Genomic DNA, 13,580 nt, shown 5'->3' with positions numbered 1-13,580 from the left:
TGTTTTTTTGTAACGTAAAGGGCATGGAACGCCCCCGCAGGTTGCGCCTTCGCCCGAGCATGCGCCGGCTGGTACGCGAGATCAGCCTCGAGCCCCGTCACCTCGTCTGGCCGCTCTTCGTCCACCGCGGCGCCGATCCGGAGCCCATCGCCTCGATGCCGGGTCAGCTGCGGCACTCGCTGGACAGCCTGCTGACCGCCGCCGCCGAGGCCGTGCACCTGCAGCTCGGCGGCATCATGGTCTTCGGCGTACTCCCCCAGGAGGAGAAGAACGCCACCGGCAGCGGCGCTTACGCCGAGGACGGCCTGGTGCAGGAGGCCATCCGCCGCATCAAGGCCGAACACCCGGACCTGCTGGTGATGGCGGACACCTGCCTGTGCGAGTACACCGATCACGGCCACTGCGGCATCGTCCACGAAGGCACGGTGGACAACGACGCCACGCTCGAGCTTCTGGCCAAAACGGCGGTAAGCCAGGCCCGCGCCGGCGCCGACGTGATCGCCCCCAGCGCCATGATGGACGGGCAGGTCGCGGCGATCCGCGCCGCGCTCGACGACGCGGGGTTCACGGGCACCCCCGTCCTCTCCTACGCGGTCAAGTACGCGTCGGCCTTCTACGGCCCCTTCCGCGACGCCGCCGACAGCGCGCCCGCCTTCGGCGACCGCAGCAGCTACCAGATGGACCCCGCCGGCGGGTACTGGGACGCCCTGCGCGAAGCTGCGATCGACGATCAGGAGGGCGCCGACATGCTCATGGTCAAGCCGGCCCTACCCTACCTGGACGTGCTGCCGCTGCTCAAGCAGCGCTTCCACAAACCGCTGGCGGCCTACCACGTTTCCGGCGAGTACGCCATGGTCAAGGCCGCCGCCCTGAACGGCTGGATCGACGAGCGGCGGGTGGTGCTCGAGTCGCTCGTCGCCCTGCGCCGCGCCGGAGCCCAGTTCGTGCTGACCTACTTCGCTCCGGACGCCGCCCGCTGGCTGCTCGAGGGTTAGTCCGCCTTGCGCTCGCCCCGGGCGGCGAGAGCGAAGCCGATCCCTACGAGCGCCGGCAGGGCCAGGCCCAATAGGGCGTAGAGCAGGTAGCGGTTGGGCGTCGTCGTCTCGGGAAGCTGCAGTGCCAGCGTGGCCCCGGTGGGCGGCAGCGGCAGGCGCAGCGGCTTGGCCGCCACCGCGGCCTCACCCTTGAAGGTGGTGTCCACCACGGCCAAAACGTAGTCCCCCGGCGGTGGAGCCGGCAGCGCCCCCCGGTACCCGCCCTCTTTGGGCTCCTCAAGCGGCACGCTGGCCACCGGAACGCCCAGCAGGTCGGGGTCGCCGGCCCGGGAAACCGAACCGCCTCCCTCGTCGAGCAGCTGCTGCAGCTCGGGGGTGCGGACGTAGAAGCGCGCCTCCACCACCGCGCCGCGGATGGGCAGGGTGCTGACCTCCCCCACCATCTGCACGTCGATCTTGAGTTCCTGCCCCGCCGGGGTCACCACCACCACCACCTGCACCGGTTCGGCGTGCCCCCAGGCGAGGCCTGCCAGCAAAGCGAACAGTACCGTCCAAGCCCAACGTTTTGACGTCATCTCAACCCTCCCGGCTGGCTACCCGGATCCAGCAGCGTACCGCGCATCTCCATGGGTTGCGCCAGCACCCACAGCGTCAAGACCACCAGCAGCACCAAGTAGGCGAACATCGGCAGCGCCGCGCTCAGGCGGCCCAGCTTGCGCGCGCGGGCGAAGACCGCGTAGGCCGAACCCATCAGGCCCAGGTAGAGGATCGCCACCTGCAGGGGGTAGAGCAGGTTCTCCGGCACCAGCGCGGCGAGCTGCCAGTTGGGCTCGCCCACGGGCAGGCCCAGGTTGGCCAGCGCCTGCTGTGTCACCGGCACGATCGTGGCCCAGCCCGTCAGGAAGTGGTAGGCGTAGTGGCCGGCCCACATGGCGAAGGTCAGCGGCAGGAAGGCGGCGCCCCACCGCCGCAGCGAGACGAGCCCCGGGTCGCGCAGGCCCGCGATGCGGTCGGAGGCGCGGGCCACCAGCCACGAGAGCCCCAGCCCCGCACCCACCCAGAGCACGAAGGCCAGCATCAGCAGCAACGCCTCGCTCTGCGTACGCAGGAGCGCCGCGGCCTTCTCGGCCAGGTCGTAGTACGCGGGGATCATCGCGAAGGCGTTCATGAACCCCGCGAAGAAGAGCAGCAACCCCAGAAAGACGTAGTCCAGGCGGTAGCGCGCGCCCGTCCATTCTCGTGCGGGGTTGCGGGTCTCCCAGGTTACGTTGTCGTAGGGGCAGGCGCGCACGCAGTTGAAGCAGAGCGTGCAGTCGTAGTTGCTCTCGATCTGCGGCGCGTACAGCTTGGTCTCACATCCCGGGTAGCGGACGCCCTCGGCGGCGGTGTTGAACGCCAGCGGCCGCGGCCCTTCGGCGGTGTCCACCCGGCCGTTGACGCAGTAGTGCCCTTCGCAGTCCAGGCAGACCTGGCGGTCCCTGACGCCGATGCGGGTCGGGCTCGAGGTGGAGAGGGTGAAGTTGAAGTTGCCCAGCGGGCACACGTACTTGCAGAACGTACCCGCGGGAAACAGGGTGTCGATCACGAGCGCCGCGCCAAAGTAGCCGACCATCAGCCACGCCGTCAGCCAGGGGCTGGCCCAGAGGTCGAAGTACTCGTAGGCGAAGAGGTAGACCAGGGTAAAGGCGATGACGAAGTACTTGTTACGCAACGCCAAAGGCCAGGAGAGCCGGGGCGCGAACCGGCGCAGGCGCTCCGTGAGCCCGCGGGTCAGCATGAGCGGACAGGCGCTGCAGAAAAGGTTGCCCAGCACCGCGATGACGAGGACCAAGAGCCCCCGGTAGTGCAGCCACACCGAAACCGTGGCGAGGTTCTTGGGCGCGAGCTGACGCCCCACGAAGCCGTCGTAGATGGCCAGCACCGCCAGCAGCAGCAGGGGCAGCTGCAGCGCGAAGCGGCTGTAGCGCCAACGGACGAAGCGTCCGACGATGGGCAGTCGCAGCAGGTCGATTCGCAACAGGGCCCCCTTTACCGGATCGTAAAGCGAACTTCCTTGACGTACTTCTTCCCCTGCCGATCCTTGGCCGTGATGGTCAAGATCCAGTCGCCGCGCATGTTGAGGTCGAAGTCGCGTACCCGCCAAACGCCGTCCTCGTCGCGGCTCGCCTCGCCCTCCACAGGGATCATGCCCGCGTGGGTCATGTCCCCCACCACCTTGACGCTCACCACGTCCAGCGACGGCGGAACACGAACGGCGATCAACGACGGCCGCACCTGGGGAGGCCAGGGGGTGATGGACACGTCGGCGTCCAGGGGTTCGGCTTTCGTGGGCTTGCAGGCCGCCAGCAGCAGGACCAGCATCACGAACAGGGCTGCGCTTCGCATCCGCCCCAGCTTAGCACCCCCGGGCGCGCAAACGATGAAGCCGCCGGTACAATGACTCCCGTGGACCCGCTCGCCGACTTTCCCATCGTGGTCGAGGTGGACGTGCGCTACCGCGACCTCGACACCTTCAACCACGTCAACAACGCCGTCTACCTCACCTACTTCGAGCAGGCCCGGGTGGCCTACTTTGCCCGTCTCGGCTGGACCTCGCGCGACGACAGCGTGGTGGTGGCCCGGGCCGAGGTGAACTACCGCCGCGCCATCGTCCTGGGGCAGAAGGTCCGGGTCGGCTGCCGCGTCGCCCGCTTTGGGAACAAGAGCTACACGATGGAGTACCTGGTCCTCGCCGACGGCGAACCCGCCGCCGACGGCTCCACGGTGCAGGCTTTCTTGCAGCAAGGCCGCAGCGCTCCGCTACCAGAGGATTTGAAGGATCGCATCCGCAGCATCGAGCGGCGCGTGGGGCGCGAGCTCTAGCCGCTCATCATGCCCGTTAGCCTCGACATACCGCGCTACGTCGTCATGCCCGCGAAGGCGGGCATCTTGGTGTGTTCGGAGCAGAACATCGCGTCGGACGTGGGGCGGCCGGTGGACACAACGAGTCCACCAAATCGCGCGGTGCGCAGCGCCGCTTGCTCCAAGGTGAAGGGAAGGGGCACGTTGCGAGAGCGAAGGACAGGCTCGGCACCTTCGTCATGCCCGCCTTCACGAGGACAAGCTCCAGAAGTAACGCGCTGCACGAGAGTAACGAGCTATGTTGGGCAACGCCATTCACTGTTCGTCATGCCCGCGAAGGCGGGCATCTCTTTACGCGAACCGCAAGATGCCCGCATTCCACGCCTGTACCAGGACGAGCCACAAAAGCTGCGAGTTATGTTGGGCAACGTCACTCGCCATTCGTCACGCCTGCGAAGGCGGGCAGCTCTGAGTGGCTATCCAAGATTTCCTCATGCACGGAACATTGCAGACTCCCGCCTTCCCCGCCTTCGCGAGGACAAGCCGCGGGAGTGACGAGTACCGGTAGCCGTCACCAGGCACCGCGACAAAATACCATCACCATGTCCGTAAGCCTCGCCATGCTCACATCCTCTAAACAGCATACCCGGGTTGTGGACAGGAACTTTTGCATGCAAGGGGAGCGACGACTCGCTGGCCCATTCTGCATGCTGGGCTGTTCTCTACAAGAACTTCGTCATGCCCGCGAAGGCGGGCATCTTCTTGGAGGCTTCGATACTCATGCCAACACGTCGGGGTTCGAGCGCCTCTCGAAAGAGCAAACAGCAACCCCGGATGTACGCGCCTATAATCAAAGCAAATAAATGGAACCGGCCGTATACATCCTCGCAAGCAAGAAGGACGGCGTGCTCTATATCGGCGTGACCTCCGAGCTGAAGCGTCGGGTATGGGAACACAGAGAGGGCATCGGCGCTACCTTTACGAGGAAATATCACGTCCACAGGCTTGTGTATTACGAGCGCCACCCAAGTATGGAATCGGCCATTGTGCGCGAAAAGCGCCTCAAGAAGTGGGAGCGGGCTTGGAAGGTGCGCTTAATCGAGGCAATGAACCCCGGGTGGCGGGACCTATACGACCTTCTCTGACGCCCGTTCTACGGAGCCCCACTTCACCGTCACCCTTCATACTTACAAAATCTCGTCATGCACACGTAGCTTGTTGCATCCCGAACTTCGTCATGTCTGCAAAAGGTGGGCGGCTACCCATTGCGAACTGCAAGACTCCCGCCTACGCGGGAGTGACGCGGGCCGCGCCCGGGGTAGCGCGGCCCTGTGCAAGACTCCCGCCTTCCCCGCCTTCGCGAGGACGAATCGCGGGAGTAACGGGGATGACCGTCGGTTGCGTTGGGGTTACTGCGCAAGACTCCCGCCTACGCGGGAGTGACGAATCTTGGATGGTTGGCACTGCACGACGCGCTACATCAACCCCGTCATGCCCGCGAAGGCGGGCATCTTAACGCTGACTGCAAGACCCGCGTATCCCCCGCCTGCGCGAAGACGAGCCGCGGAAGCGACGAATACCGATAAGCCGGCGCCAGGCGCCGCGACGCAATATCATCGCCATATCCGCATGCCTCGACATGCGCCCGTCCCGTAAGCGGCATCTCCGCGTTGTGGACCGGGACTTTCGTATGCGCAGCAGCGACGAACCGGAGCCGCGTTGACCTACCTCGCCATACCATGCTTTTCACTTTGTCGCGCCTATATACTTCGTCGTGCCCCCCATACTTCGTCATGCCCGCGAAGGCGGGCATCTTCTTAGCTCCACCCAGCAAAACTCTCAGCGCGAGGAAGGGCGAACGATCCGGAGTTTCCACCTACCTGTTCACTGGGGGCAGCCGGTGCTAAGCCGGAACGCTGTGCCTCATCGAATCTCCGCCTCCGGTTGGGGGCGGAAAGGCGCCCGAACACCCGCCAGGGCAATCTCGCGAGCCTCCGCCGGAGCCCAGGAGAGGGCAAGCACGCCGCGGTAGGCCCTCAGGGCACGCTCTCGTTGCCCGGTCAGGTCGTAGAGCTGCCCCAGCCGGGCAAGCAGATAGCCAGGCAGGTATTCCGGCTTCGAGAAGTCGCCGCGGGACACCTCCTCCATTAGCCGCGCCGCGTCCTCGGCTTGTCCGGCGGCCAGGTAGACCTGCGCCGCCAGGAAGCGGGCCTCCGCCTCGTCGATTTCCATCAGTTGGGCGAGCAGGTTGCCCCAGGCGTCGTCTTCCTCGAGGCGCCAGGCCCTATCCATAACCGCGCGCGCGCGCTCGGCCTCGTTGGGCTCGAGGGGAACCGGACCACCGACCGCCCCAAGGTGTTCGAGCAGAACCGGATAGTCGAGAACGTCGACGAGAACGACCGAGCCGTCTGCATCCAACTCGGCGAGCCGGGCGGCCACCGCCGCCATGCGCTCTTCACGAAAACCGGTAGCGGGCCCTTCCCCCGCGAGTTCGCGCACGACGTGCAACCGCTCGCGCAGACCGGAGAGGAAGCCCTCGGAGGCGTACTCCTCCGGCAAGCGCGGCACGGTGAGGTATTCGACGATTTGGCGGTCCGCCTCCGCAAAGCGCTGCTTGGCTTCCTCACCCCGGGGCATGCTGCCCAGGTATTCGAGGAAGTGCTCGGCTTCGGCTTGCAGGGCCTCCGCACGATCGCCCAGGGCCACGAGCAGTACGCCCCTAAGAGCCGCCCACGGCTCGAGCGCAAACATCGCGAGGTCGTGCTGGTCCCGCCAGACCTTGGCCCCGAGGCCTTCGGGGCTGTACGAAGCCAGGTAGACGACCCCAGGCCGGTGGTGCTCGATCTGGCGCAGCAGGCTTACGGCGTTGTAGCGGGGCTGGGTCAGGTGCAGCGGACCCAGGCTGGGAAGCACGATCATGTGCCCATCATAGCCAGGCCACCAAGGCCGTAAGCCCCGTACAGAGCCGCCCGCGGGACAAACCCTTTTTATACCGCGCTTGGGTGTAGTAAAATACCCCCAAATGGGGGATAAGCGTTCCTATTTGTTCCTGCAAGTTCATTGACTTGTGAGCGTGATATCGCTGCCAGGAGCAATACATTTTTTCACACACAAGCCATTCAGGAACAGCAGGTGCTGTGCAAATCTTCAGCACTATGCTATTACTATGCTTTTCGGAAGATTTGTCGTATCCTCACGTTTTTTACCCAATATATATTTGCTATTTCCAGTTGACACATATACCAGCCTATGCTATCCTGAAATCAGGCAAAGGGGAAGACCCGAAAGGGCAACCCCAGGAAGCAACCGAAGAAGGAACCTTACGAAGGGGGAATGACGATGAAGAAGACTTTCGCGAAGCTGTTCACTCTGATCCTCAGCCTGGTGGCCCTTGGCGTTTCCGCTGGCGCGCACACTGCCTGGCGCTAGAACAACACACACCCAAAAGGGGGTATACTAACCCCCTTATTTCTTTTATATTGAGTATTGACGTGGCTAAGATAGCATTGCCGCCTAGAAAGATCTCGTTGTTCATCGCAACACTTGCGGTGGTTTTTCCTATTCTAATTTATGGGCTATGGTTATTTTCCAATAGTTTGAATATTAACCTCCAAGTTCATTTAATAGACCTGCTTTTTTGGGGTGCACTAATAGCATGGGCACAACTTACGGAAGTAAAATTGCCCTTCGCTGCAAGTTTTTCTCACTCGTATCTTTTTACGCTGTCCGCCGTTATGCTTTTTCCACCCTGGGTAGCTCCACTGCTTGTTTTTATTTTCTTCTTTAGCGGAGGATACAAAGACCCAGAATATACATGGTACAAAGATTTGTTTAACCGTCTGCAAACAGGTATTACGGTTGCAACTGCAGCCGCCTCGTACTGGTTTGTCATGCAAAATCTGCCCGTTTCTATTTCGGGTGTAGACGTATCACTGGCCGCGGCAATCATTGTCGCATCAACGGTTTCGTTCATAGTGAACGTCTCCCTCGTTTCGGTAGTCGTGCATTTATCCACAGGACTACCTATTCGAGATATTTGGTTTCACAACTACGGCTGGGTACTGGCTAGCTATTTGATCATGTCACCTGTCGTAGTCTTGCTGGCCCGCATGTACGAGTCCAACCCCCCACTATTGGGTAATTGGGGCGGTTGGTCCGTAATCCTCTTCCTCATCCCCCTCTACTACGCCCGGTTCCACTGGGACGAGGTGGTCAAACTGCGCGAAGCGTTCAACAAAACCGTGGACCTGCTTTCCAACACGATCGACGCCAAGGACTCCCACACCTTCCTCCACTCCGAACGCGTTACCGCCATTGCCTCGGCGCTGGCCCGCGCCTACGGCCTGGACGCCGCGCAGATCAACACCATCGAAAAAGGGTCGCGCATCCACGACATTGGCAAGATCGGGATCCCCGACGCCGTCCTCTTCAAGCCGGGCTCGCTGACGGAAGAAGAGTACAACATCATCAAGAAGCACCCCGAGTACGGCGTGCGCCTGCTCGAGCCCGCCTCCGACTACCTGAGCGAGACCTTCGACATCATCAAGTACCACCATGAACGCTGGGACGGCCGCGGCTACCCCGAAGGCCTAGCGGGGCAGGAGATTCCGCTGTGGGCCCGCATCGTCGGTCTGGCGGACGCCTATGAGGCCATGACGGCCGGCCGGCCTTATCAAAAGGCCAAGACGCCCGAAGACGCTCTGCGCGAAATCGAAGACCTGGCCGGCATTCAGTTCGACCCCAAGCTCGTCCGCCTCTTCCGGGAGATTTGGGAGACCAACCCCGCGTGGCGCGACAGGGAGGTGTTCCTACGACTCTATTCCTCGAAAGTGCCCTCGTTGGAGTCTTCCTCGCCGCCCTCTTTGGAGCGCGAGCCCGAGACTTCGCAGAAATCGAGCTAAAGGCCGCCTGGGCCTTTATCGCCGCGGCGCTGATCGAAGGTGGACTGGCGTGGTCCACCGCCAAGGGCTGGATTGCACCCCAGCTGGCGGCCCCCATCGCCAAGACCGCGGTGGTCGTGCTGGTGGGCTACGGCCTGTGGCAGAACCGCCAGCTGCGCACCATCTGGCTCGCGGCCTTCGGGCTCTTCTTGAACACCATCGCCATGACGGCCAACGGGGGGCAGATGCCGGTCTCGGCCGACGCGCTGATCGCCGCGGGGCTGGAGGGGTTCCTGCGCTTCATGCAGACTTCGAGCGACGCGGTGCACAACCTGATTGGGCCGGACACGCGGTTATGGTTCCTAACGGACGTCATCCCCCTCCCCTGGTTCAAGAAAGTGATCAGCCCGGGCGACGCGTTCCTGTTCATCGCGGTGCTGTTGTTCTTCCCCGAAGCCACCCAGCGGGTCATCCGCAACCGGCGGGCCTGAAGCAAGCCACTAGAATACATAAGGAGAGCTATGGAGAAGCGCGTGTACAAGATCACCCTCATCGAAGGCGACGGCATCGGCCACGAAGTCATCCCCGCGGCGCGCACCGTGCTCGAAGCCACCGGACTGAGCTTCGTCTTCGACGAAGCGGAGGCGGGCTGGGAGACCTTCGAGCGAATAGGCACCTCGGTGCCCGAAGAAACGGTGGAGAAGATCGAACGTTCCGACGCCACCCTGTTCGGGGCGGCGACGAGTCCCACCAAGAAGGTCGAGGGCTTCTTCGGCGCGATTCGCTACCTGCGCCGCCGGCTGGACCTGTTCGCCAACGTGCGCCCGGCCAAGTACCACCCCGTGCCCGGCGCGACCCCGGGCACCGACCTGATCGTGGTGCGCGAGAACACCGAGGGTCTGTACGTCGAACAGGAGCGCCGCTACGCCCGGGGCCGCGTGGCCATCGCCGACCGCGTCATCACCTACGACGCCTCGTACCGGATCGTTGAGTTCGCCCTCGAGCTGGCCGAACGCCGCCGCGGGCAGCTGGCCCTGGTGCACAAGGCCAACGTGCTGCCGCTTTCGGACGGGCTCTTCCTCGAGGCCGCCTACGACGCCGCGAAGCGCCACCCCACGGTGGAGATCGAAGAGGTCATCGTCGACGCCTGCGCCATGAGGTTGGTGCGTGACCCCAGCCAGTTCGACGTGCTGGTTATGGAGAACCTCTTCGGCGACATCATCTCCGACCTCACCGCGGGCCTGGTTGGCGGTCTGGGCATCGCCCCTTCTGGCAACATCGGAGAACGCGCGGCGATCTTCGAACCCGTGCACGGCTCGGCGCCCGACATCGCCGGAAAGGGCATCGCCAACCCCACGGCCACCATCCTTTCGGCGGCGATGATGCTCGACCACCTGGGCGAGGCCCGTGTGGCGCGCGTTATCGAAGAGGCCGTGGACCGCGTCCTCGAAGCGGGACCGCGCACCCCGGACCTGGGCGGCAAGGCGACGACGCAGGAATTTGCTGAAGCCGTTGCAGCCAAAACACAGGAGCTCCTTTCGGCATGAATTCACAGTCCCCTCAAATAGGGGTAGAAAAGGACCTTCGTGAAGATGAATACTGTGATAAACTGAGTGCCAGTAAAACTTCCTAACGTCCTGAAGGGGGGAAGCGTGCGAAATCTATTAAACCGATGGTTGCAACCGCGTATCGAGGCGTTGGGTCTCGAAATAGGTGCGGGCAACCTGAAACTCGTCGAGATCAGCGGGTCACCCCCGACGCTGAAGGGTTACGCGATCCGCCCGACGCCGCACGGCGCGATCCATGGCGGTAACATCGTCGAACCCAGTGCGATCGCGGCCGAGCTGCGCGAGATGCTGGCCGAAATGCAGACCCGCAAGCGCTACGTGGTGGCCGGGGTGTCGAATCTGGCGGTCATCACCCGCATCATCCAGGTGCCCAAGATGGGCGAGCGCGAGCTCGAAGAGGCCATCCACTGGGAAGCCGAGCGCTACATCCCCTTCCCCATCGACGAGGTCGTGCTGGACTTCGCGCCCTTGGACCCCCCCTCCGAGGTTCCCGACGACAGCCAGCTCGACGTCGTGATCGCTGCGGCCCGGCTCGAGACCATCACCCAGCTCGTGGAAACGCTGAAAGAAGCCAACCTCGAGCCCGTCGTCCTCGACGTGAAGCCCTTCGCGGGGCTGCGCACCGTGGAGGACTACCTCAACGGCGGCGGCAACGAGGGCAACGAGCCCATCACGGTCTTCCTCGAGGTGGGCGCCGAGTCTTCCTCCCTGGTCCTCACCCGCGGCAACCGCCTGCTCATGAACCGCAACCTCAACATCTCGGGCAACGACTTCACCGAGGCCATCTCCAAATCCTTCGGCCTCGATTTTTCCAGCGCCGAGGAGGTGAAGCGCGACTTCGGTCTGGCCACCATCCCCACCGAGGACGAGGAATCGCTGCTCGACTTCGACGCCGAGCGCGAACGCTTCAACCCCGCCCGGATGTACGACGCCATTCGTCCGGTTCTGGTCGACTTCACCACCGAGCTGCGCCGCAGCCTCGAGTTCTTCCGCGTCCAGGTGGGCGACATCCACATCGACAAGGGCTACATCTCCGGCGGCGGCAGCAAGCTGCGCGGCCTCCCGGGCATCCTCGGCGAGGCGCTGGGGCTGCAGCTCGACCCGGTGAACCCCTGGGCCGCGCTCCAGATCAACGAGTCGCAGTTCGACGTTTCGGACCTGCACCGGCTGTCCCCGGAGTTCACGGTGCCCGTGGGTCTGGGCCTGAGGGGGGTGGATCCGCTTGATTAAACTCAACCTCCTGCCCAAGCGCTTGCGCAAACGGGTGGAGCCCGGCTGGTGGCGCCTTACGGCCATCATCTTCCCCCTCGTCGTCTTCGCCGTCGTGGCCATGATCCACATGAGCGTGAGCAACCAGGTCGGCCAGCTCGAGGACGAGCGCGACAAGCTCAAGATCGAGGTCCAGGCCCTGCAGCCCTACATTCAGCGTCAGCAGGAGCTGACCCGGCGCAAGGCGGAGCTGGAAAAGATCATCAACGTCGACCGCGAGATCAAGGCACGCTTCATCCCCTGGTCCGACAACCTCGCGCGCTTCATTAACCAGATCCCCCGCCGCAGCGGCCGCTTCGAGGTCTTCCTGCGCTCGGTCAACACCCGGCTCGTACCCCAGGAAACCCGGGCCAACCTCGCGGAGCAGGGCCTTTACGACCGCAAGCCGGTAGCCGTCGAGTTCAACCTGCAGGGCGAGGCCCGCAACGAGAACGCGCTGGCCCGCTTCGTCCAGGCCTTCGAGGACAACCCCAACTTCGGCATCAACTTCCAGCAGGGCTCGCTCAACGAAAACGGCGGTTTCGACTTCACCGCCACCGTAGCCATCACCGAGTCCGGCGCCAAGCCCGAGGGGGGTGAGCGCAGTGCTCGCTAAGATCGGCCAACGCGAAATCGCGATCATCGTGATCGTGCTCAGCCTCCTGGCGGCGGGGGCCTGGTACTTCACCTGGTACACCAGCGCCCAGACGCACATCCAGGAACTCCAAGACGAGATCGGCCGCCTCGAGATCCAGAAGCAGCGGGGTCTGGCGGCGCGCCGGGCCCAGCCGCAGCTCGAGGCCACGATCCGCGACTACGAGGCCCAGATCGCCGAGTTCCTCAAGGCGCTGCCGCCGCGCGAAGAGTTCGCCTCGGTGCTGGACGCCCTTTCCCAGCGCGCCAGCGCCACCGGCGTGACCCTGCGCTCGATCTCGCGCTCGCCGGCGGGCAGTCCGGTCGAGGACGTACGGGCGGTCAACGTGACGCTCTCGCTCGAGTCGCCCTTCCCCGAGCTGTTCGTCTTCCTCAAGCGGCTGGAAACCATGCGCCGCTTCAGCACGATCGACGGCCTGGCCATGACGATCGGCGACGCCGAGACCACGAACCCCACCCTTAGCACGAACCTGACCATGACGGTCTACGTCTACGAGGGCACCCCGCCCAAGGACGGCGAGGAAGGAGGGGCCGGGCAATGAAGATGAGCCAGAGTACACGGATCCTCATTCTCTTGGCCCTGCTGGTGGCGGCCGTCGCGGTCTGGTACAGCCTGTTCTTCAGCCCCACCGCGGCGCCGCAGGCCGGCCAGCCCGCCCCTCAACCGGAGGCCAAGGCGCCGGCGCAGCCCGCCGCCGCGCCGCCGGTCACCACCAGCGCACGCGCGCTGCAGGTGCTCCCGATCCCCTTCCTGGTCACCGAGGCACCCGAGGAGGTGCCGCTTGAAACCGGCAAGGCCCAGCAGAAAGCGGTCCTGGCCAGCGCCAGCGTGCCGCCCAACCCCTTCGTGCCGCTGCGGCCGCCCAAGGCACCGGCCGCCGCCCGCCCGCAGGAGGTGCCCGAGAACCAGCAGCCGGTGACGATCGCACCGGAGCCGGAGCTCCCGGCCAACATCCCCCTGCCGAAGGTGGTCACGCCGGAAGGCGGTACGGTCACGCCGCCCCCGGTGGCCCTGGGGCAGGGCACTCTGCCGGTCAAGCTGACGCCGCTCGCGCAGGAGGTCGAGCCGCAGACCCCGCTCGAGGCCGCGCAACCCGAACCCGCCGCACCCGAGCAACCGGAAGAGACCCCACCGCCGGCCGAGCCGCCTCCGCCGCCGCCCAACCCATTGATCGAGTGGGCCAACCAGTACGGCCTGCAGCTCGACGGCGTCGCTCTGGGGCCGGTGAGCGTGGCCATCTTCAAGACCGTCGGCGGCTACCTGGCCCTGCCCGTGGGCCAGACCTTCCCCGACAAGAACGTACTCGTCAAGACCATTACGGCTGAACGGGTCCTGCTCGTCGACGACAGCGGCACCCACACCCTTACGCTCGAACTTGGAGGCGGTGAATGAG

The 13,580-nt window shown here is 64.4% G+C and carries 14 protein-coding genes; 10 read left to right on the top strand and 4 right to left on the bottom strand.

What is annotated here, in order from left to right; translation table 11 throughout:
- The first annotated feature begins 23 nt into the window (after positions 1 to 23).
- Positions 24 to 995, top strand: a complete 972-nt coding sequence (gene hemB, locus HNQ05_RS01280) for a porphobilinogen synthase (protein WP_147145282.1) — start codon at positions 24 to 26, stop codon at positions 993 to 995.
- Here hemB and HNQ05_RS01275 read toward each other — a convergent pair.
- From HNQ05_RS01275 to HNQ05_RS01265, 3 genes are read right to left on the bottom strand one after another with little or no spacing between them, the layout of a single operon-like run.
- Positions 992 to 1,570 (bottom strand): hypothetical protein, encoded by a 579-nt coding sequence (locus HNQ05_RS01275; RefSeq protein ID WP_147145280.1) that lies wholly within the window; start codon positions 1,568 to 1,570, stop codon positions 992 to 994. The two genes, hemB and HNQ05_RS01275, sit on opposite strands and share 4 nt — an antisense overlap.
- The gene (locus HNQ05_RS01270) at positions 1,567 to 3,012 is read right to left on the bottom strand and encodes a 4Fe-4S binding protein (RefSeq protein ID WP_147145278.1); all 1,446 of its coding nucleotides are present in this window, start codon (positions 3,010 to 3,012) and stop codon (positions 1,567 to 1,569) included. The genes HNQ05_RS01275 and HNQ05_RS01270 overlap by 4 nt, the downstream gene beginning before the upstream one ends.
- A gap of 11 nt (positions 3,013 to 3,023) precedes the next feature.
- Positions 3,024 to 3,380 (bottom strand): hypothetical protein, encoded by a 357-nt coding sequence (locus HNQ05_RS01265; protein WP_147145276.1) that lies wholly within the window; start codon positions 3,378 to 3,380, stop codon positions 3,024 to 3,026.
- A gap of 51 nt (positions 3,381 to 3,431) precedes the next feature.
- Between HNQ05_RS01265 and HNQ05_RS01260 the strand changes: the two genes are divergently transcribed.
- On the top strand, positions 3,432 to 3,857 hold the full coding sequence (locus tag HNQ05_RS01260; RefSeq protein ID WP_147145274.1) for an acyl-CoA thioesterase: 426 nt from the start codon (positions 3,432 to 3,434) through the stop codon (positions 3,855 to 3,857).
- Between the two features lie 842 nt (positions 3,858 to 4,699).
- On the top strand, positions 4,700 to 4,981 hold the full coding sequence (locus tag HNQ05_RS01255; RefSeq protein WP_147145272.1) for a GIY-YIG nuclease family protein: 282 nt from the start codon (positions 4,700 to 4,702) through the stop codon (positions 4,979 to 4,981).
- 778 nt (positions 4,982 to 5,759) lie between these two features.
- On the opposite strand, the gene HNQ05_RS01250 is transcribed toward HNQ05_RS01255, so the two are convergent.
- A complete protein-coding gene (locus HNQ05_RS01250) occupies positions 5,760 to 6,755 on the bottom strand; it encodes a tetratricopeptide repeat protein (protein ID WP_147145270.1) in 996 nt (331 codons plus the stop codon).
- Between the two features lie 815 nt (positions 6,756 to 7,570).
- Here HNQ05_RS01250 and HNQ05_RS12130 point away from each other — a divergent pair.
- The 7 genes from HNQ05_RS12130 (at position 7,571) to HNQ05_RS01215 (ending at position 13,579) form a co-directional block, all read left to right on the top strand.
- On the top strand, positions 7,571 to 8,737 hold the full coding sequence (locus HNQ05_RS12130) for an HD-GYP domain-containing protein (RefSeq protein WP_371862317.1): 1,167 nt from the start codon (positions 7,571 to 7,573) through the stop codon (positions 8,735 to 8,737).
- Entirely contained in the window at positions 8,623 to 9,207 is a 585-nt protein-coding gene (locus HNQ05_RS01240) for a DUF5317 domain-containing protein (RefSeq protein WP_246104069.1), read from the top strand. Before HNQ05_RS12130 ends, HNQ05_RS01240 begins: the two co-directional genes overlap by 115 nt.
- A 30-nt stretch (positions 9,208 to 9,237) precedes the next feature.
- A complete protein-coding gene (locus tag HNQ05_RS01235; RefSeq protein WP_147145268.1) occupies positions 9,238 to 10,263 on the top strand; it encodes an isocitrate/isopropylmalate dehydrogenase family protein in 1,026 nt (341 codons plus the stop codon).
- A gap of 105 nt (positions 10,264 to 10,368) precedes the next feature.
- Entirely contained in the window at positions 10,369 to 11,514 is a 1,146-nt protein-coding gene (gene pilM, locus HNQ05_RS01230; protein WP_147145265.1) for a type IV pilus assembly protein PilM, read from the top strand.
- Positions 11,507 to 12,148, top strand: a complete 642-nt coding sequence (locus HNQ05_RS01225) for a flagellar protein FliT (protein WP_147145263.1) — start codon at positions 11,507 to 11,509, stop codon at positions 12,146 to 12,148. Before pilM ends, HNQ05_RS01225 begins: the two co-directional genes overlap by 8 nt.
- Entirely contained in the window at positions 12,138 to 12,728 is a 591-nt protein-coding gene (locus HNQ05_RS01220; RefSeq protein WP_147145261.1) for a type IV pilus inner membrane component PilO, read from the top strand. The genes HNQ05_RS01225 and HNQ05_RS01220 overlap by 11 nt, the downstream gene beginning before the upstream one ends.
- A complete protein-coding gene (locus HNQ05_RS01215; protein ID WP_147145259.1) occupies positions 12,725 to 13,579 on the top strand; it encodes a hypothetical protein in 855 nt (284 codons plus the stop codon). The genes HNQ05_RS01220 and HNQ05_RS01215 overlap by 4 nt, the downstream gene beginning before the upstream one ends.
- The last annotated feature ends 1 nt before the right edge of the window (position 13,580 follow it).

Source organism: Oceanithermus desulfurans (genome assembly GCF_014201675.1).
Taxonomy (GTDB): domain Bacteria; phylum Deinococcota; class Deinococci; order Deinococcales; family Marinithermaceae; genus Oceanithermus; species Oceanithermus desulfurans.
This window is presented reverse-complemented; position numbering and strand designations above follow the sequence as displayed.